The following is a 19,259-nucleotide window of genomic DNA, read 5'->3' as shown; positions in this document are numbered from 1 at the left end:
CCTGGAACGGGCTGTGAAAGGGAACGCCTCAATGATCGGCCGAAATGCCCAGCTGCGCAAATAGTGCGGCGTGGCGTACGGCCTGAGACGAAAAACGTAGCCGGGCGGCGCTGATGACTTGGATCAGCTCCGCCAAGGCTACGCTAAATTCTTGATTAATAATAACATATTCGCATTCCGGCGCATGGGCGATCTCGCCTCCGGCGGCCAGCAGGCGCCGCGCGATGACCTGCGGCGCATCTTGGCCGCGCGCCTTTAAGCGATGCTCGAGTTCCTCGATAGAGGGTGGCAGGATGAATATGCCAATCGCATCGGGAAAGCGTTGCCGCACCTGACGCGCGCCTTGCCAGTCGATTTCGAGCAGTACGTCGCGACCTTCGGCCGTGGCGCGGTCAATCAGGTCGCGCGGCGTGCCGTAAAAGTTGCCATGAACTTCCGCCCATTCCAACAAGGCTTGTTCTTCGCGCAGGGTCTCGAACTCTGCTTTGCTGATGAACCGGTATTCGCGTCCATCCACTTCGCCCGGGCGTGGCTCGCGGGTGGTGCAGGAAATGGACAAAACCAGTGAGCGGTCTTGATCCAGCAGGGCTTTTACAAGGCTGGATTTGCCGGCGCCGCTGGGAGCGACCACCATGAACACGTTGCCGGAGCGTTTAGACATAAAAGGGGAGTGGCGTGCGAGAGACGCGAAGCATAACAAATTCACACTATTATAGGAGTTGTATCCGCGAGCTCTTGTATCGTAGAGCGCCGTTGGGATGCCGGCGTGCGGCGCGGGTTGTTACAACGGTAGCGGTATCCGCGACAACCATTCAAAGAGATTACCGGGCTACCCCCTTAAAGGAGATATAAAAAGATGCACGATAACGAGGCGATCGTTTCGCCGGTGGCGTTGGTTACCGGGGCGGGCAGTGGAATCGGACGCGCGGTGGCGTTGGAGTTTTTGGCGCAGGGCTACCGGGTAGTCTTGGCTGGTCGCAGACGCGAGGCGCTAGAACAAACCCGCACGGCAGCCGGTGAGGACGGTATTCGGGCGCTCGTCGTGCCCACGGATGTCAGCGACGAGCAGTCCGTACGCGCCTTGTTCGATGAGTTGCAACGCTCGTTCGGGCGCTTGGATGTCCTGTTCAATAATGCCGGACGGAATATGCCAGCGTTGCCGATCGAGGATGTGCCCGTGGATTTGTGGCGAGAGATCGTGGACGTGAACCTCACGGGTATGTTCTTGTGCGCGCAAGCTGCGATCCGCCTGATGAAGGCGCAGCAGCCTGGCGGCGGTCGCATTATTAATAACGGCTCCATCTCTGCCCATGCGCCGCGTCCGCTGTCGGTGGCCTATACGGCGACCAAGCATGCGGTTTCCGGCCTGACGAAATCGATTTCGCTGGATTGCCGGGCGTATCGCATCGCGTGCGGCCAGATCGACATCGGCAATGCCGCCACGGAAATGACTCAGCGCATGGAAAACGGCGTGCTGCAGGCCAATGGCGAACGACGCGTCGAGCCGCGGATGGATGTGGCTCACGTGGCGCAGGCCGTGGTGGCAATGGCGAAACTGCCGTTGGATGCCAATGTGCAGAACATGACCATCATGGCGACAAACATGCCCTTCGTCGGACGAGGCTAAGTCGTCAGGACGTCGTTGATGCCGCTTGGATGCGGAATAAAAAAGGGAGCTGATCGCTCCCTTTTCTTTTGCCGATTCGTGGCGCGCTGAGCCGGCGAGGGCTCACGCACCCGTCGGATACGGTTTATTGGTGGTCTGCCTGGGCGATCATACGCACCTCGGGCATGGGCGTCTCGGCCGGGGCTTCGATATAGCGTCGGGCTGCGACGTAGTGACGCGACCAATATTTGTTGTCGAGGCTATCGATTCGCACGGTGGAACCACGCGTAGGGGCGTGGACGAATTGGTTCTGACCGATATAAATGCCGACATGCGATACGCCACGGCGTCGCGTCGTCGAGAAGAAAACCAGATCGCCGGGCTTTAGCTCTTTTTTGCTAACGCCGGTACCCTTGCGGCGCTGTTCACGCGCGGTACGGGGCAACTCGACGCCGACAATCTCACGGTAGACGAATTGAGTCAGTCCGCTGCAGTCGAAACCAGCGTCGGGATCTTCCCCACCCCAAACGTAGGGGGTGCCAATCGCTTCTAATCCGGCTTGCACAACCATTTCTGGCAGGCTGGGCACCGTCAGGGCGTCGACCATGCGCAGGCCCTGAACCGAAGGGATGGCTTCGGCCATGATCGTGGCGTGAGCGGGGAGGGAACAAGAAAGCCCCAAAGCTAGGAGCGGGGCGCTGAAAAATGCGGTGAAAAGGGAACGGGCAGTACGTGCTTTTCGCGTCGGTGGAGTCATTGCGACACTTCAGAAAATCGGAGTGGGCGGAAAGAGGGCTGACTACGTCAGGCCGGCGAAAGTGTGGCGGCGGAACAACTAAGCCAGGCAGGATTGTACATGAATGACTTTTTTTTGCATTTCGGGGTTAATACTAACCAAATAGAAACATATCGAAGCATTTTCCAGGCGGCTTGGAGACAGTCATTGCGTTGTCTTAACTTCGGCTTATGCTTGAAGGCATGGCAACTTTGCAGAAAATAAAAAATGACAGTTGACTTTTCTGGTGGTTCATTGGGTTTTCCACCTCGCTGGGAGTTCGAGGCGTTCAACGATGCCGAGGCAGCGGTGGATCGATTGACGGCGATCTATGAGCGGAACACGGCCTATATCCGAGATGGGTTTCAACAGGTTGTCGCGGGCCACGACCTGCCAGATCGGGTGCGCACCTGCTATCCCGCCATCCGGATCAAGGTTGATACTTACGATCCCATTGATACGCGTCTATCGTTCGGCCACGTCGCTGAGCCGGGTATTTATCAAACCACTGTCACGCAACCTAAGCTGTTCCGTGAGTATTTCTTGGCGCAAATCGGACTGTTGATACAGAACCATGGAGTTGCCATCGAGGTAGGCGAGTCGCAAACGCCAATTCCCTTGCATTTCGCATTTCCGGAAGGGGCGTATGTCGAGGGTGAGCGGCTGGAAGGCATGCGGCGGCCGCTGCGGGATCTGTTCGATGTGCCGAATCTCGCGGTGACCGACGATGCGATCGTTAATGGCTCGTGGCAAGGGCGGGAGGGCGAGCCGCGTCCATTGGCGCCGTTCACGGCACCGCGGGTGGATTATTCCTTGCATCGCTTGCAGCATTACACAGCGACAGCACCGTCGTACTTTCAGAACTTCGTCCTATTTACGAATTATCAGTTCTATGTGGACGAATTTTGCGCTCGGGCGCGCGCGATGATGGCTGACGGCCAGGGTGAGTACGAGGCGCTGGTGGAGCCTGGCAATCGCATTACACGGCGCGGAGAGTCGCCTGAGCTGGCGCCACCCGGTGGCATGCGGCTGCCGCAGATGCCGGCTTACCATTTGGTGCGCGCCAACCATTCCGGGATTACGCTGGTCAATATCGGGGTGGGGCCTTCCAATGCGAAGACGATTACAGACCATATTGCCGTGTTGCGTCCGCACGCGTGGTTGATGTTGGGGCATTGCGCGGGCCTGCGGGATTCGCAGCGGCTGGGCGATTATGTGCTCGCGCATGGTTATGTGCGCGAAGACCACGTGTTGGACGATGATCTGCCGACTTGGGTGCCGGTTCCGCCGCTGGCGGAGGTGCAGGTGGCGCTTGAACAGGCGGTCGAGGAAGTGGCGGGGCTCTCAGGCTGGGAGCTGAAGCGCATTATGCGGACGGGCACGGTCGCCAGCATCGACAACCGGAATTGGGAACTGCGCGATCATGATGAGTTGGTGAGGCGGTTTACCCAGTCGCGGGCAATTGCGCTGGATATGGAATCGGCAACCATCGCGGCGAATGGTTTTCGGTTTCGGGTGCCCTATGGCACTTTGTTATGTGTGTCGGATAAGCCTTTGCATGGCGAGTTGAAATTGCCTGGAATGGCTAGCGCGTTTTACCGGAATCAGGTTAATCAGCATCTGGAGATTGGGATCCGGGCGCTGGAACGGCTGCGTGATATGCCGTCTGAGCGCTTGCACTCACGCAAGCTGCGTACATTTATGGAGACCGCGTTTCAATGATGGTACTAAAGTAGTAGAAAGTTCTAAAAAACTACTTTATTGCCATCTTCAATTGCTATGACGATTGCTTCAGTAGCATTAAAGTAGTAAAAAACCTGTAAACACTACTCTATTGCTACTTTGCACGATTTTTTGCAGCGCGTCGTGCAAAAACGCCGCCCATGACAACCCTTCCAGAAATCGCCAATATCCTTCGAACTCGGCTCCGGGAGCAAGGGCACACCCAAGCTCAATTGCGCGAATCGGCGGGCATTTCTCAACGCACGCTCACTAATGTGTTCAGCGGCGAGCAAGATTTCAAAGTCAGTACGCTGCTTGCCCTCGCGGACCGGCTCGGCTTGGAACTGCTGCTCGTCCCGAAGGGGGCGGCCGCTGCCGTCGAAGCCGGTGCTGTGGCCAAGCCGAAAGTGCCGACTCGCATCGAGATGGCGCGTCGCCGGTGGAGCGAAGAGCCATGAACGTTCAAGCATTGGCAATCTATATCGGCAAGCAACGCGTTGGCGTTCTGTTTCAATACCGCATGCAGGGCGCTGACGTCGTCACCCGCTTTGTCGCCGACGATGCGTTTGCGCGGCGCACGGAAGCGCCGGTGATCTCGGCCGCTTATTTGGCCGCTAGCCCGGAAGATCAGGCGGCGTTTTGGGCCGATGTGCGCAGCGAGCCTTTAAATGGTCGCTATTCGCCGCAAAATGGTTGGCTGCTACCCGCCTTTTTCCAGAACCTATTGCCCGAGGGCGTCTTTCGTGACCATGTGGCGAGGGTGCGCGGATGCGATCCCAGGGACCATTTCGAGATGCTGGCCGCCTGCGGGGGGGATCTGCCGGGCAATGTGTATGCACGACCCGTGGAGCTGTCGCGCAACGAGCTTGCACAGTATGTGACGCAAAACCAGGACGCACTGGAGATGACCGTCACCGCCGATCCAATGGAAGAGGGGGTGTCCCTATCCGGCGTGCAACCCAAGCTGGGCGTGATCAAGGAAGGGCAGCGTTACGTCGGACGCACGCGTGAACACGACACACACATCATTGCGAAACTGCCCGTGGTAGGGCAGCCACTGTTACCCGAATTGGAGGCGTTGTCCTTGCAGCTGGCCGAAGCAGCAGGCGTGCAGATTTGCCAAGCTTACCTGGAGCCCCTGGAGAATCTGGTCGCCGAGCATGGCTACGATCTGGGCGACGCGGATGCGTGCACGCAATTTCTGGCCGTGGTGCGCTATGACCGAGAGCCCGGCCGCCGCATTCATTGCGAGGACTTTGCCCAAGTGCTGGGCGCGATGCCGGAACAGAAATATCAGGCCGCGAGCTATCTCGACGTGGCGGCCGTGATGATGGCGTTTCCGTCGCTAGGCGAGCCTGCTGTGCACGAGCTATTGCGTCGCATGACGGTGAACGAAATGCTCGGCAATCCTGATATGCATCTCAAGAACTTGGGATTGATCTATCACGACGGAATCACTCCGACGCTTGCGCCCGCGTATGACATCGTCGCGTACTCGGCCTACCATCCGTGCCAGGGTCATGCGTTGCGCATCCTGCCGCCCGCGCTGGCGCCACGGCGTAACGCCACCGGCAAACCGTCGCTGTCGCCGGCCGTGCTGCGGGCGTTTTGTGCGCAGCTGCGCATTCCTGAAAAGCCGGCTGCGAAGGCGGTAAGCGACTGCGTCAAGGCGGCGCATGCACAATGGCCGCTGATGATCGAGGCGTCCACCCTGACAGAGCGACAGCGGAAGAATCTGCTGACGCATTTTCAAGCGCATCCCATGGTCAAATCCGTACGGTAGGGCGTGGCGGTCCGGCATGGGGGCCTAGCGCTACGAAGAAAACCCCTACAATATGGAAAACGCGATGCGTCTTATGGGTCGCGTCGTGGTCAATGGGCCGGCGCTATCGCGCCGGTACGCGGTACGTAAGGCTGCTGAAGCAGCGGTTTGAGGAAATCATGGGGTCGGTCCCTATCATCTTCGGTACATTCAAGTTGCTCGTCTTGTTCACGGGCATGTTCTTCGCTATCAAGTCGCATTTCGACGGCGAGAAAAAAGAGAAAGCGAAGGAAAGACAAGAGCAGGAAAAGCGAGCCTTGGGCAAGGACCCCGGTAACATCCTCTGATATCACTCAATATTCTGCGCCTGCTCGCGCATTTGCTCGATCAGCAGCTTGAGGTCCATCGCTGCACGGGTGACTTCCATGCTGCCCGCTTTGGAACCCAGCGTATTGGCCTCGCGGTTCATTTCCTGGAACAGGAAATCCAGGCGTTTGCCGGCGCTGCCCGTGGGTCGCGTCTGAGCGGACGCTTTGCCTGACTTCGCCTGTGCGGCGTTGTTGCTTGAGCCGGCTTTGCCGCCCAATAGATGGCGCAGTTCGTCCAGATGCGAGCTGAGGCGTCCCAGTTCCTCCGCAACGTCAATGCGCAAAGCGAACAAATTGCTTTCCTGAGCCAGGCGCTCGGTGAGTTCGGCGCCAGAGATATGGGAGAAGCCTGCCGGAAAGGCGGATTCCATCGCTTCGCGCAGCTTGTTGGAGAGCTTTTCGCGATGATCGGCTAAGAGCTGCGGCAGGTGCGTGTTGACCAATTCCACGATTTTTTCCACATCATCGGCGCAAGCCAGCATGATGTCGGCCAGGCGTTGACCTTCGCGGGCGCGGCCTTCTTGTAGCTGCGCCAGCGCCTCTTTCCCAGCTTGCAGACAGGCAGCGGTCCAGACTTGCGGGTCCAAGGCTTCGTTACTGCGCTGACCCGGCCAATTGAATAATTCGGCCAGACGGGGTGCTTCGATATCCGGCAGGATCTGGCGCGCGGCCGCGAGCTGAGTGGCCAGATGTTGCAGCCAAGCGGGATCGAGCTTGGTGAGCTCGGCGCCAGCGCTGCGGGTGAACGAGGCACGCACCTCGACTTTGCCTCGGCCAAGGTTCGCCGTCAGCAACTCGCGCAGCGGTGTTTCTGCGTGGCGCAGCTCGTCTGGCAAACGGAAATGCAGATCGAGATAACGGCTGTTGACGCTGCGAAGTTCCAGTACCAACGTGCCTGCGTCGAGATCGACGCGGGCGGTGCCGAAGGCAGTCATGCTGCGAATCATGGAAGTGTCCTGATGAAAGAGAAAAAGCGCGGACCGCAAATTTAGATTTCAATGGCCGCAGGATACCTTATGCCGTGCCGAAAGCGACGCTTGGCCTTGATGACGTCGCGGTTTGCAGCCAACGGGAAGGGCCAGCAACTCGCATGCTGTAGACCGGTGTGGCGACCGCAGCCTCGTACAATGCGATTTACTGCCACCACCTGTCATGGAGCCTGCCTTGTCGTCATCTTCCCTTATTTCCCGCCCCTCTGGTCGTGCTGTGGACGAGCTGCGCCCGTTCAGCCTGGAGCGCGGCTTTACCCGCTATGCCGAAGGCTCGGTGCTGGTGCGAGCCGGCAATACCCATGTCCTATGCACGGCTAGCGTGTTGGACAAGGTGCCGCCGTTTCTGAAAGGCCGGGGCGAAGGTTGGGTGACGGCGGAGTACGGCATGTTGCCGCGTGCCACCCACACGCGCGGCGATCGCGAGGCCGCGCGTGGTAAACAGAGCGGCCGTACGCAAGAGATCCAACGTCTGATAGGCCGCAGCCTGCGCGCGGTGTTCGACATGCAGGCGTTGGGAGAACGCACGCTGCATCTGGATTGCGACGTACTGCAGGCCGATGGAGGCACGCGTTGCGCCAGTATCACCGGCGCCTGGGTGGCGGCGGCGGACGCGGTGGCGTTGTTGATGCAACGTGGCGATCTGGCGACGAATCCGATTCGCGATACCGTCGCCGCGGTGTCAGTGGGAATGGTTGGCGGCCGCGCGGTGCTGGATCTCGATTACGAGGAAGACTCCGCCTGCGATGCCGACGTTAATGTGGTGATGACCGGCGCGGGCCATTTCGTGGAAGTGCAGGGCACTGGCGAAGGCGCGACGTTCACGCGCGCGGATCTGGATGCGCTGTTGGGGTTAGCCGAACAAGGCATTGCACAGCTGACGCGCGCGCAGCGCGAGGCGCTGACTTCGGCGCAACGCTAGACGGAACTTCAAGAACGGCGCGGCTTCGCGCCGTGTGGCTGCTGGCAGGTACGCGGGACATTCGTGCGTGACAACGATGCCAGCAGCCAGCCTTGGAATTACCGGGCGGGCAATAACCGGTCTACGCGGGATTGCTGTTCCAGACCCCAAATCGTCTGGATCAGCTCGCGCACCTCTGCTTCGCTAGCGGCCTGTGCGTAGACGCCAAGGCGCAGCGTTTTTTCCTCGATTTCCGCGCGCGACAGCGTGTTGCCGGGATCGCCTTTCGGCTCATCCACGCGCGCGTGCAGGGTGCGTCCGTCGGTGGTGCGGACGGTGACCTTGCCGATCCAGCGCTCGGGGTAGGCGGAATCGACTTCGGCATCCAGCTCCATGCGCACTTTCTCGCGCAGCGCGGCGACTTCGGCGTCTCCGGGTGCGGCGTCGAATTCGGCCAGACCGGCGTGACTCTTCAGGGCAATCAGGGCAAGCACGGTGCCCATGGAGAACTTGGATTGGTGCACCGTCTTCGGATCCACCACGGGTCCCAATACATCGATGGCGCCTTGATGCACGTGGGTAATGACTTCCGCGATGTCGGCCGCGCGCAAACCGTGCTCGCGCATGGCCAGCTGCAATGCGTCGGCGGCCGGATGGGTGTGGCGGCAAGAGGCGTGATACTTAAAAGAGGTTTCCGCGAGCGCCCAGCGCTCTCCCAGGCGATCGGTCAGACGCGCCGGATTGGCGTCGGTCGACATGCCGGCGCCCATGCCTTGCGGGCCTTCGAGGATGTGACGCGCGCCGGTGAAGCCTTCGCGTGCCAGATACGCGGCGGTAATCCCGTCAGCAGCCGCCTTGGCCGTGTGCAGCTGTTTTGAGTCCGCCGCGTCGCGCAAGAACTCCCACAGGCCCGCGGCTTGGGTGCCAGCCGAACCGAGGGCGTGCAACATCTGGTCTGCATCCAGATCAAGCAGCCGTCCCACCGTGACGGCGGCGGCCAACGTGCCGGCCGTGCCCGTAGTGTGGAAGATCTTGTAGTGCGAACGGCCCAGAAACTCGCCCACGCGGATACCGACTTCATAGCCGGCCACGGAGGCGACCAGCAGATCCTTGCCTGACTTTCCGAGCGCCTGGGCGACTGCCAGGGCAGGGGGGAACACCACGGCAGCCGGGTGAAAGACCGAGCCGTTATGCACGTCGTCTTGTTCCACCACGTGTGCCGCGCCGGCGTTGACCATCGCGGCGAACAGCGGCGAGGTCTGGCGCCGGGACACGAGCACTTCCGCGCCGCCCTCGGCCGGCCCCATTGCGCGGGCGAAACGTTCAATCGCTTGGATGGGGCGGGTATTGGCGCCAGCAAGAATGGACCCCAGGCAATCCAGCAGCAGGTCTTCGGCGCGTCGCAGGACGGGGGCCGGGATGTCTTCGTAGCGCAGGTTGGCGGCGAACGCGGCCAGCACGGCGCTGGGAGAGGAGTTGTCGGTCATGGCGGGTCGGATTGGGTGATTGAGTAGCGGTGCGTGAGGCCCGTCCCACGATGCGACGCGCGGCGGGCCTGAAACAGCGGGCGGCGATTTAGAACGAGCGCGGCAGACCCAGCACGTGTTCGGCCACGTAGGCCAAAATGAGGTTGGTGGAGATGGGCGCGACTTGATAGAGGCGAGTCTCACGGAATTTGCGCTCGACATCGTATTCGGTGGCAAAGCCGAATCCGCCGTGGAATTGCAGGCAGGCGTTGGCGGCTTCCCAGGAGGCATCGGCGGCCAGCAGTTTCGCCATATTGGCCTGCGCGCCGCAGGGCTTGTGCGCATCGAACAGGCGGCACGCTTCATAGCGCATCAGGCTGGCGGCCTCGACGTTGATATGCGCGCGGGCGATGGGAAATTGCACGCCTTGGTTCTGGCCGATGGGGCGGCCGAACACGGTGCGTTCCTTGGCGTAGGCAGTGACCTTGTCGACGAACCAGTAACCGTCGCCGATGCATTCGGCCGCGATCAGCGTGCGCTCGGCGTTAAGGCCGTCCAGGATGTATTTGAATCCTTTACCTTCTTCGCCGATCAGGTTTTCGACGGGGATTTCCAGGTTGTCGAAAAAGAGCTCGTTGGTCTCATGATTCACCATGTTGGGAATCGGGCGGACCTCCATGCCATTTTTGATCGCATGATGCAGGTCCACCAGGAAGATCGACATGCCTTCGGATTTGCGCGTGACCTGGTCCAGCGGCGTGGTGCGCGCCAGCAGAATCATCAGGTCCGAATGCTGTACGCGTGAAATCCAGACTTTTTGGCCATTGACCACATACCGGTCGCCACGGCGCACGGCGGTGGTTTTCAGCTTGGTGGTGTCGGTGCCGGTCGTCGGTTCGGTCACGCCCATGGACTGCAAGCGCAGTTCACCGCTGGCGATGCGGGGCAGGTACTCGCGTTTCTGCGCTTCGGAGCCGTGGCGCAGCAGCGTGCCCATGTTATACATCTGGCCGTGGCAGGCGCCCGAGTTGCCGCCACTGCGGTTGATTTCTTCCATGATGACCGAGGCCTCGGTGAGTCCCAGGCCCGAGCCACCGTATTCCTGCGGGATCAGCGCGGCGAGCCAGCCGGCTTCGGTCAACGCGCGGACGAATTCCTCTGGATACCCGCGTTCCTCGTCGATTTTGCGAAAATACTCGCCGGGAAATTGCGAACACAGGTCGCGTACGGCTTCACGGATGTCTTGGAAATCGTGGTCTTGGTTCAGCATGGTTCGATGTCTGTGTTTATGATGAGGGCGCCGCGGGGCGGGCAACCCCGGCACTTTGCCGCAACCCGGGGCCAGTTGCCAATTCAACATTCATTAACACCGGGTTTGCAATTGCCTAAGCATTGAGGATTCCATGGCAGGGCATTTTGATTTGATCGATCTCCAGCTGATTGTCCATATCGGCGACCAGCTCAGTTTGACGCGTGCGGCGGAAAAAACGCATCTGTCCTTGCCGGCGGCTAGTACGCGCGTGAAAAACCTGGAGGAGTACTTTGGCACCCAGTTGCTGTACCGGACGAGTCAGGGGGTGACGCTGACCCCCTCGGGCGAGGCACTGACGCGGCATGCGCGCACGGTGATGCGGCAGGTCGAGCAGCTGCGCGGCGATATGCAGGAATTCGCGCGCGGGGTAAAGGGGCATGTGCGGGTGCTGGCCAATACCACGGCAATGACCGAGTTCATGCCCGCGGTGCTGGGCCGGTTTCTGGCGGCGCACCCGGATGTCAACGTGGAGCTGCGCGAACGACTGAGTTATCTGATCATGCGCGCCGTGGCTGAAGGCGCGGCCGATGTCGGCATTGTGGCCGGTTGCACGGCTGACCCGAATCTGGAGTTCATCCCCTATCGGCGAGACCGGCTGGTCCTTGTCGCGGCGCGCAGCCATGCGTTGGCGAAAGAGTCCGCAGTCGCTTTTGCCGATACGCTCGACAACGACTATGTCGGGTTGTCGGAGTGGAGCGCGATTCACCCCTTTTTGGTGCAGGCGGCCGCCGCGTTGGGGCGCACCTTTAAATTCCGGGTGGAAGTCGGAAATTTCGAGGCGGTTTGCCGGATGATCGAGACCGGCGTGGGGATCGGCGTGATTCCCGAATCCGTCGCGGTGCGCTTCGCGCGCGTCCTCGACATCGCGATCGTTCCCCTGACGGACGCGTGGGCGCTGCGCGCCTTGCAGATCTGTGTGCGCAGTCGCGATGCCTTGCCCGCCTTTGCCAAGGAATTGGTCAATATGTTGGTGGACGATGTGCCCGAAGCGGAGCGCGAGCGGCCCCATGAGCCCGAGGTGCCGGCAGTTTAATGGAGTGGGCGGAGGGCGACGGGCGCGGATCGGCAGAGGCGATGATCCAATGGAACGTCGTCCGATCCGTTTAATGGGCGTCATACAATGAGGTTTATGACTTCCGCATCCATTGATTCTTCTCTGCGCCGCGTTGTGCTGGCGTCCAATAACGCCGGCAAACTGCGCGAATTTTCGGCGCTGTTCGCGCCATTGGGTATCGAGCTCATTCCACAAGGGGAGCTAGGCGTGCCAGAGGCTGAAGAGCCTCACGTGACGTTTGTCGAAAACGCGCTCGCCAAGGCGCGCCACGCCAGCCAGTTGACGGGCTTGCCCGCGATCGCGGACGACTCCGGCCTGTGCGTGGGCGCGCTCGGCGGCGCGCCCGGTGTGCTGTCGGCGCGCTATGCGCAACTCGCGAATCCCGGCGCTGCGCGTAGTGACGATGCGAATAACGCACTGCTGGTTAGCAACCTGGCTGGCATCGCAGACCGACGTGCCTGGTATGTCGCGTTGCTTGTGCTGGTGCGCAGCCACGACGATCCCCAACCTCTGATTGGCGAGGGCGTCTGGCACGGCGAGATCATCGACGCCCCGCGCGGCGAGCACGGATTCGGCTACGACCCGTTCTTTTTGTTGCCGGACCTCGGCCGTACCGCCGCGGAACTCGAGCCCGCCGAGAAAAATCGCATCAGCCATCGGGCCCGCGCGCTGCAGGCGCTGTTGGCCAAACTCGCAGCTGGCAATTCCTGAGCGGATTTCATCGTGGCCATTACCATCCCTATACGCCCGGCAGGCGCCGCCCCGCAGCCGGGCAAGCTGACGCCACCGGGCGCCACGTTGACGAGCCTGCCGCCCTTGTCTGTTTACGTGCATGTGCCATGGTGCGTGCGCAAATGCCCATACTGCGATTTCAATTCGCACGCAGCACCGACGGAGATTCCCGAGCGCGCGTATTTGGATGCCTTGCGAGCGGATCTGGAGCAGGCATTGCCGTCGATCTGGGGCCGGCAAGTCATCTCGGTGTTTCTCGGCGGCGGTACGCCAAGCCTGCTGTCGCCGGCGGCGTTGGATGAATTGCTGGGGATGCTGCGCGCCTATCTCAATCTTTGGCCCGACGCCGAGATCACGATGGAAGCCAATCCGGGTACGGCCGAAGCCGGACGCTTCCTGGACTATGCCGCGAGTGGCGTGAACCGTCTCTCGCTGGGCATCCAGAGTTTCGACGACGCGCAGTTAAAGAAACTGGGGCGCATCCATACCGCCGATCAGGCGCGCGCGGCCATTGAGATGGCGCACCGCGCTGTGGACCGCGTCAACCTGGACCTGATGTTTGCCCTACCGGGCCAGGATCTGGACGGCTGTATGCGGGACTTGAACGAGGCCGTGTCCTATGGCACCGAGCATCTCTCGTACTACCACCTCACACTAGAGCCCAACACCGTTTTTGCGAAATACCCGCCCGAGTTGCCAGATGACGATACGAGCGCGTCCATGCAGGACGCGATCGAGGAACGCTTGAACCTGGCGGGGCTGCAGCGCTACGAGGTGTCCGCCTATGCCAAGCCCGGTGCGCGTAGCCGCCACAACCTGAATTATTGGGAGTTCGGTGATTACCTTGGCATCGGCCCCGGCGCGCACGGCAAGTTGTCATTCCACGATCGCATCGTGCGCGAAGCGCGCCTGCGCAACCCGGAAAGCTGGATGGCGGCGGCGGTGCGACGCGATGGCACGCATCTCGCCGAGACTCGCCAAGTGGGCCCCGAGGAGTTGCCCTTTGAGTTCATGTTGAACGCATTGCGGCTCAAAGCGGGAGTGCCCGCTACGCTCTTCGAAGAACGCACCGGTATGTCGCTGGCGGCTCTTTCCAGACCGCTTGCAGATGCGACGAGCAGGGGCCTGCTCGATGCAGACCCCACACGTTTGTGCGCCAGTGCACTGGGTTGGCGCTTTTTGAACGATTTGCAGGAAATGTTCCTGTAATTTGTGCGCTAACATGGTGCATCACATGCACCATGTTTTGCACCATAGCGGTGCATAGTCGCCGCTCTACGCTCTCCATTGGTGTCATAGTCCTGCATCAAAACTTGGCACGCATATTGCTTTTACCTGTACATGCCAGCCGGAACCAGGCGTCGCCACCGGCCTTTTTATCTAATGGAGATGACATGGCAAGCCCGCAAGACATCCTGAAGCAAATCGAAGAGAACGGCGTCAAGTTCCTCGACTTCCGTTTTACCGACACGATGGGCCGTGAGCACCACGTGTCCGTGCCGACGAGCGCCGTCGACGAAGACAAGCTGGAAAGCGGTCAGGCGTTCGACGGTTCGTCGATTCCGGGATGGAAGGGTATCGAAGCTTCCGACATGCTTCTGATCCCCGATCTGAACACCGCTAATCTGGACCCGTTCCGCGAAGAGCCCACCCTGATCCTGAGCTGCGACGTGGTTGAACCGTCGGACCTCAAGGGCTATGACCGCGATCCTCGCTCGCTGGCCAAGCGCGCCGAAGCCTACCTGAAGTCCTCCGGTCTGGGCGATACCGCCTACTTTGGTCCGGAACCCGAATTCTTCGTGTTCGATGGCGTGACCTGGAACACCGACATGTCGGGCACGTTCGTCAAGATCAAGTCCGAAGAAGGCTCCTGGTCCTCGGGTCAGGAATTCGAAGGTGGCAACATGGGCCACCGTCCGCTGGTCAAGGGTGGTTATTTCCCCGTGCCGCCGGTCGATTCCTTCCAAGACATGCGCTCGGAAATGTGCCTGTTGCTCGAGCAAATGGGCGTGCCGGTTGAAGTGCACCACCACGAAGTGGCCGGCGCTGGCCAGCTCGAAATCGGCACCAAGTTCAGCACGCTGGTTCAGCGCGCCGACTGGACGCAGATCATGAAGTACGTGATCCACAACGTCGCCCACGCCTACGGCAAGACCGCGACCTTCATGCCCAAGCCCGTCGTCGGCGACAACGGTTCCGGCATGCACGTGCACCAATCGATCTGGAAAGACGGCCAAAACTTGTTCGCCGGTAACGGCTATGCTGGCTTGTCCGAGTTCGCCATGTATTACATCGGCGGCATCATCAAGCACGCTCGCGCCCTGAACGCGATCACCAACCCGGGTACGAACTCGTACAAGCGTCTGGTGCCGCACTTCGAAGCCCCGGTCAAGCTCGCCTACTCGGCTCGCAACCGTTCGGCCTCGATCCGTATCCCCTACGTGGGCAACCCGAAGGGTCGTCGTATCGAAACGCGCTTCCCGGATCCCCTGGCCAACCCGTACCTGGCTTTCTCGGCCCTGATGATGGCCGGTCTGGACGGTGTGCAGAACAAGATTCACCCCGGCGATCCCGCCGACAAGAACCTGTACGATCTGCCGCCGGAAGAAGACGCCAAGATCCCGACCGTGTGCGCCTCGCTCGACCAGGCGCTGGAAGCCCTGGACAAGGATCGCGAGTTCCTGACGCGCGGTGGCGTGTTCAGCAACGAAATGATCGACGCCTACATTGCACTGAAGGAAGCCGAAGTGCAGCGTCTGCGTATGACCACGCACCCTGTCGAATTCGACATGTACTACAGCCTGTGATGTCTCTGGCTTAGTTGGGGCGACGGGCCGGCCCGCCGGCCCGTCCACCCCCGGTGTGCTTCAAATGATTAATGTAGATGCGTTTGATTTGTTGGCCACGGCCGTCCTTCTTTTGAATGAGAAGGGTCATGTCGAACGAGCCAACGCCGCGGCCGAAGACCTGTTTGGTCGGTCCCGCCGACAGCTAGTCGGGCTATCCGCGGCCACGCTGTTTGCCCATCCCGAGGCAGTACAGTCATCCATCGACCGGGCTGTGTCGGGGCATTTTGCTGATGTGCGCCAACTGTCATCGTTGCGTCGCGCTGGCGAATCGGTTGAAGTCACCGTCACGACGGTATCGTTGAGTGGCCAAGATTGGCCCGTATTGATCGAAGCTCGCGAAATCGAACAACGCGTGTTGGCCGACCGCAATCAGCGGCTGGTCGACGAAATCCAGGCGCATCGAGAGCTGTTGCGTAACCTGGCTCATGAAGTCAAGAATCCCTTGGGCGGTTTACGGGGCGCTGCGCAGTTGCTAGAGGCAGAGCTGCCCGACCCATCGCTTGCCGAATACACCCAAGTCATTATCTCCGAGGCGGATCGTCTGCAGGTGCTGGTCGACAGACTCAGCGGCCCTCAGCGCGTGCCCCTGGCGGCCCAGCCCGTCAATATCCATGAAGTCTGCGAGCGCGTTTGCGCCCTGATTCAGGCGGAATTCCGCGACAAGGTCACGCTGGTGCGCGACTATGACGCCTCGGTGCCGGACTTGCAGGGCGACGCTCCACGCCTGATGCAAGCCGTATTGAACGTTACCCGCAATGCCGCGCAAGAGCTGGCATTGCAGAAAGTCGGTCCCGACACGCCGCCGCCGCAGATCACGCTGCGCACGCGTGTCGCGCGACAAGTCATGCTTGCCCATCGTCAGCACCGTCTGGCGCTGGAGCTGGCCATTATCGACAACGGTCCCGGCGTCCCTGACGCCATCCGGGATCGTATTTTTCATCCGCTAGTGACGGCACGTCCCGGCGGCACCGGGCTCGGTCTGAGCCTGGCCCAGGACTTCGTGCAGCAACACGGCGGAATTATTGAATTTGAATCACGTCCCAGGCATACCGAATTCCGTCTGGTCTTACCTATGGAGCAGACGCAGTGAGTAAACCGGTTTGGATCGTGGACGATGACCAGGCCATCCGCTGGGTGCTCGAAAAAGCCCTGGCGCGGGCCGACGTCCCGACGCGTAGCTTTTCACAAGCCCCCGATGTGCTCGAGGCGCTGGCGACCGAGATGCCCTCCGCATTGGTGTCGGATATCCGCATGCCCGGCGGCAGCGGCCTGGATCTGTTGCGCCAGATCAAAGAACGCCATCCGGATCTGCCTGTCATCGTCATGACCGCGTTCGCGGATCTGGATAGCACGGTGTCGGCGTTCCAAGGTGGCGCTTTCGATTATCTGGCCAAGCCGTTCGATGTAAACGAGGCCGTGGCGCTCATCGAGCGCGCGCGACAGGACTCGGCATCCAAGGCGCAACCCGAAACCACCGTCGAGGGTGGGGATTCGGCCCAGAACAACGAACGATGGATGATGACGCAGTCCGCATCCAGCGCGATGCAGGAAGTTTTCCGCGCCATTGGCCGCTTGTCGCAGTCCAAGGTCACGGTGCTGATCACTGGCGAGTCCGGCACGGGTAAAGAATTGGTGGCGCGCGCGCTGCACGGGCATGGCGCCCGCGCGAACGGTCCGTTCGTGGCGCTTAACGCCGCAGCAATTCCCCGCGATTTGCTGGAAGCCGAGCTGTTCGGCCACGAACGCGGCGCGTTCACGGGTGCCAACACCTTGCGCCGAGGCCGATTCGAAGAGGCCCATGGCGGTACGCTTTTTTTAGACGAAATCGGCGATATGCCGATCGAGTTGCAGACGCGTCTGCTGCGGGTGCTGGCCGAAGGCAGCTTTTATCGCGTCGGTGGCTCGCAGCCCGTGCGTGTCGATGTGCGCATTGTCGCCGCGACCCACCAGCCCTTGGAGCAACGTGTCGAACAGGGTCAATTTCGCGAGGATTTATTCCATCGTCTGAATGTGATCCGTCTGCGCTTGCCGCCGTTGCGCGAGCGTACCGAGGACATTCCCGCGCTGGCGAACCACTTTTTGGCCGCGAGCGCACGCACGCTGGGCGTGCCGGTCAAGCGCCTTACCCCGGAAGCACTCAACGTTCTGAAGCGGTTTGATTTCCCGGGCAACGTTCGTCAGCTTGAGAACTTCTGCCATTGGCTCACCGTGATGGCCCCGGGCCAGATCATCGAGCCAGCCGATCTGCCTCCAGAAATCCGCGCGCTGGACCTCGCGGAGCCTTTCGGTCATGTGAGCCCCGCGGCAAGCTACGAGGCAAACCATTTCGGCAGCGCCAACGGCACAACCATTACGTCTACGCTGGGCGGCCAGGATCGCGCGGTCGTCGGTGCCGTTCCCACGGCGCCATCGTTTGCGCCGTCCGGGTATGGCGTCACGCCTCAGGCAAACGTGGCTGACTGGCAGCAGGCTTTGCTACGCGAAACCCAGCAACGTTTAGACAGAGGTGAGCCCGCCGTGATGGCCACCATGACGCGCCAGTTTGAACGCGTGTTGCTGCAGACTGCCCTCGATGCGAGCCGCGGGCGCCGTGGCGAGGCGGCGTCGAGGCTGGGCATTGGCCGAAACACCATCACGCGCAAGCTGCGCGAACTGGGCATGGAAGAGTAGGGCGCGCGAGCGCGGGCATGCAGCGCAGCGGCCCGGGCTAACGCCCCTGCATACCGAGCAAACTTTCGCACAGCCGTGGTGAGCGCAGTTTATCCAGCCACCACTGCAACGCGCGCCCCGGCCTGCGTTCGCGCCATGCATACACCGTCTGTTCGGTAATCGGCACCACGTCATCCGTCGCGCATTGCACCAGCTCGCCTCGCAAGATGTAGGGCGCGGCCAGTGACAGCGGCAAATAACCGCAACCCAACCCGCGTATCTGCGCTTCGATCTTGTCTTGCATCGTCGGCATCACGATTTGCGGCTGCTGCATCAACAGCCCGCGCGTGCGCGCTGATAGATCGCGTGATGTATCCGCGAGTACGACGGCGCAATAAGCACTGATATCCGCCGCAGTCAGCGGACGGCCCAGCTGCGCCAATGGATGGTGAGGCGCCACGCAAAAGCCGAACTGCAACTCGCCCAATGGATGCGACCAGTATGCGCCGCTCGGAACGCCACCTGCATCGGCACCAATGACCAGATCACAGCGCGCGCTAGCTAGCGCGTCCCAGGTTCCGCTCAATACCTCAGTGGACAGTCGCAGTGTGGTGACGGAAGCCAATTCCCGGAACTCGGCAATCACGTCATAGAGCGGGTCCATAGGTAATGCGGCGCTAACCGCGACGCGCAGATCCAACTCCCATCCTGTTGCCACGCGTTTGACCCGGCCCGCGAGCGCGTCCAATGACTGCAAAACTTGGCGCCCGTCCTGTAGCAAGGTTTCCCCGGCGGGAGTCAGCTTTGCCCGATGGCCGCTACGGTCAAACAGGAGCACGTCGAGCGTGTCCTCTAGCTTGCGAACGGAGTACGTCACGGCCGAAGGGACTTTGCCCAGTTCGCGAGCGGCCTTGGCAAAACTGCCATGTCGCGCGATTGCGTCGATCATGTAAAGCAGCTCGGGCGTGATGGTGTTCATGTCGTGAAAACTCGTTCAAAAAGTTTGAATGAGTTTATCAAAACGCCTTTATCACGGCCCTCCAGTTGAGAAGCACAATGTGTTTCATCAAGGGC

18 protein-coding genes are annotated in these 19,259 nt (G+C 60.9%); 12 read left to right on the top strand and 6 right to left on the bottom strand.

All coding sequences use genetic code 11. From position 1 onward, the window contains the following. Positions 1-28: 28 nt before the first annotated feature. Positions 29-661, bottom strand: coding sequence for a guanylate kinase (gmk, locus tag GOQ28_RS16715; protein ID WP_160349474.1), 633 nt, complete (start codon positions 659-661; stop codon positions 29-31). 195 nt (positions 662-856) lie between these two features. Between gmk and GOQ28_RS16710 the strand changes: the two genes are divergently transcribed. Further along, on the top strand, positions 857-1,627 hold the full coding sequence (locus GOQ28_RS16710) for an SDR family oxidoreductase (RefSeq protein WP_160349473.1): 771 nt from the start codon (positions 857-859) through the stop codon (positions 1,625-1,627). Positions 1,628-1,751: 124 nt separating this feature from the next. On the opposite strand, the gene GOQ28_RS16705 is transcribed toward GOQ28_RS16710, so the two are convergent. Next, entirely contained in the window at positions 1,752-2,363 is a 612-nt protein-coding gene (locus GOQ28_RS16705; RefSeq protein WP_160357256.1) for a C40 family peptidase, read from the bottom strand. A 246-nt stretch (positions 2,364-2,609) separates the two neighbouring features. On the opposite strand from GOQ28_RS16705, the gene GOQ28_RS16700 reads away from it, so the two are divergent. From GOQ28_RS16700 to GOQ28_RS18555, 4 genes are all read left to right on the top strand, one after another. Further along, on the top strand, positions 2,610-4,103 hold the full coding sequence (locus tag GOQ28_RS16700; RefSeq protein ID WP_160357255.1) for an AMP nucleosidase: 1,494 nt from the start codon (positions 2,610-2,612) through the stop codon (positions 4,101-4,103). Between the two features lie 161 nt (positions 4,104-4,264). After that, entirely contained in the window at positions 4,265-4,561 is a 297-nt protein-coding gene (locus tag GOQ28_RS16695) for a helix-turn-helix domain-containing protein (RefSeq protein ID WP_160351757.1), read from the top strand. Next, complete coding sequence (locus GOQ28_RS16690) at positions 4,558-5,886, top strand: type II toxin-antitoxin system HipA family toxin (RefSeq protein ID WP_160357254.1); 1,329 nt, start codon at positions 4,558-4,560, stop codon at positions 5,884-5,886. The genes GOQ28_RS16695 and GOQ28_RS16690 overlap by 4 nt, the downstream gene beginning before the upstream one ends. Positions 5,887-6,044: 158 nt before the next feature. Beyond that, positions 6,045-6,212: a hypothetical protein gene (locus GOQ28_RS18555; RefSeq protein WP_202109520.1), complete on the top strand. Its 168-nt coding sequence runs from the start codon at positions 6,045-6,047 to the stop codon at positions 6,210-6,212. A 2-nt stretch (positions 6,213-6,214) separates the two neighbouring features. Here GOQ28_RS18555 and GOQ28_RS16685 read toward each other — a convergent pair whose 3' ends face one another. Then, the gene (locus GOQ28_RS16685; protein ID WP_160351755.1) at positions 6,215-7,180 is read right to left on the bottom strand and encodes a YicC family protein; all 966 of its coding nucleotides are present in this window, start codon (positions 7,178-7,180) and stop codon (positions 6,215-6,217) included. A gap of 205 nt (positions 7,181-7,385) precedes the next feature. Here GOQ28_RS16685 and rph point away from each other — a divergent pair, with 205 nt between their 5' ends. Next, positions 7,386-8,144 (top strand): ribonuclease PH, encoded by a 759-nt coding sequence (gene rph, locus GOQ28_RS16680; RefSeq protein ID WP_160351754.1) that lies wholly within the window; start codon positions 7,386-7,388, stop codon positions 8,142-8,144. A 98-nt stretch (positions 8,145-8,242) separates the two neighbouring features. Here rph and GOQ28_RS16675 read toward each other — a convergent pair whose 3' ends face one another. Next, the gene (locus tag GOQ28_RS16675; protein ID WP_160357253.1) at positions 8,243-9,610 is read right to left on the bottom strand and encodes an MmgE/PrpD family protein; all 1,368 of its coding nucleotides are present in this window, start codon (positions 9,608-9,610) and stop codon (positions 8,243-8,245) included. 88 nt (positions 9,611-9,698) lie between these two features. Next, a complete protein-coding gene (locus GOQ28_RS16670) occupies positions 9,699-10,859 on the bottom strand; it encodes an acyl-CoA dehydrogenase family protein (protein WP_160351752.1) in 1,161 nt (386 codons plus the stop codon). Between the two features lie 133 nt (positions 10,860-10,992). Here GOQ28_RS16670 and GOQ28_RS16665 point away from each other — a divergent pair, with 133 nt between their 5' ends. The 6 genes from GOQ28_RS16665 (at position 10,993) to ntrC (ending at position 18,206) form a co-directional block, all read left to right on the top strand. Continuing rightward, on the top strand, positions 10,993-11,934 hold the full coding sequence (locus tag GOQ28_RS16665) for a LysR family transcriptional regulator (RefSeq protein WP_160357252.1): 942 nt from the start codon (positions 10,993-10,995) through the stop codon (positions 11,932-11,934). Positions 11,935-12,030: 96 nt separating this feature from the next. Next, positions 12,031-12,666, top strand: coding sequence for an RdgB/HAM1 family non-canonical purine NTP pyrophosphatase (gene rdgB / locus GOQ28_RS16660; RefSeq protein ID WP_160351750.1), 636 nt, complete (start codon positions 12,031-12,033; stop codon positions 12,664-12,666). A gap of 12 nt (positions 12,667-12,678) precedes the next feature. Next, complete coding sequence (gene hemW, locus GOQ28_RS16655) at positions 12,679-13,896, top strand: radical SAM family heme chaperone HemW (protein ID WP_160357251.1); 1,218 nt, start codon at positions 12,679-12,681, stop codon at positions 13,894-13,896. 185 nt (positions 13,897-14,081) lie between these two features. Then, positions 14,082-15,494 (top strand): type I glutamate--ammonia ligase, encoded by a 1,413-nt coding sequence (glnA, locus tag GOQ28_RS16650; protein ID WP_160351748.1) that lies wholly within the window; start codon positions 14,082-14,084, stop codon positions 15,492-15,494. A gap of 64 nt (positions 15,495-15,558) precedes the next feature. Beyond that, positions 15,559-16,626, top strand: coding sequence for a nitrogen regulation protein NR(II) (gene glnL, locus GOQ28_RS16645; RefSeq protein ID WP_160351747.1), 1,068 nt, complete (start codon positions 15,559-15,561; stop codon positions 16,624-16,626). Next, on the top strand, positions 16,623-18,206 hold the full coding sequence (gene ntrC / locus GOQ28_RS16640; protein WP_160357250.1) for a nitrogen regulation protein NR(I): 1,584 nt from the start codon (positions 16,623-16,625) through the stop codon (positions 18,204-18,206). The genes glnL and ntrC overlap by 4 nt, the downstream gene beginning before the upstream one ends. A gap of 37 nt (positions 18,207-18,243) precedes the next feature. Here the strand turns inward: ntrC and GOQ28_RS16635 are convergent, their stop codons facing one another. Continuing rightward, positions 18,244-19,164 (bottom strand): LysR family transcriptional regulator, encoded by a 921-nt coding sequence (locus GOQ28_RS16635; RefSeq protein WP_160357249.1) that lies wholly within the window; start codon positions 19,162-19,164, stop codon positions 18,244-18,246. Positions 19,165-19,259: the final 95 nt, after the last annotated feature.

The sequence above is a fragment of the Bordetella sp. 02P26C-1 genome (assembly GCF_009763255.1).
GTDB lineage: Bacteria > Pseudomonadota > Gammaproteobacteria > Burkholderiales > Burkholderiaceae_B > Bordetella_A.
This window is presented reverse-complemented; position numbering and strand designations above follow the sequence as displayed.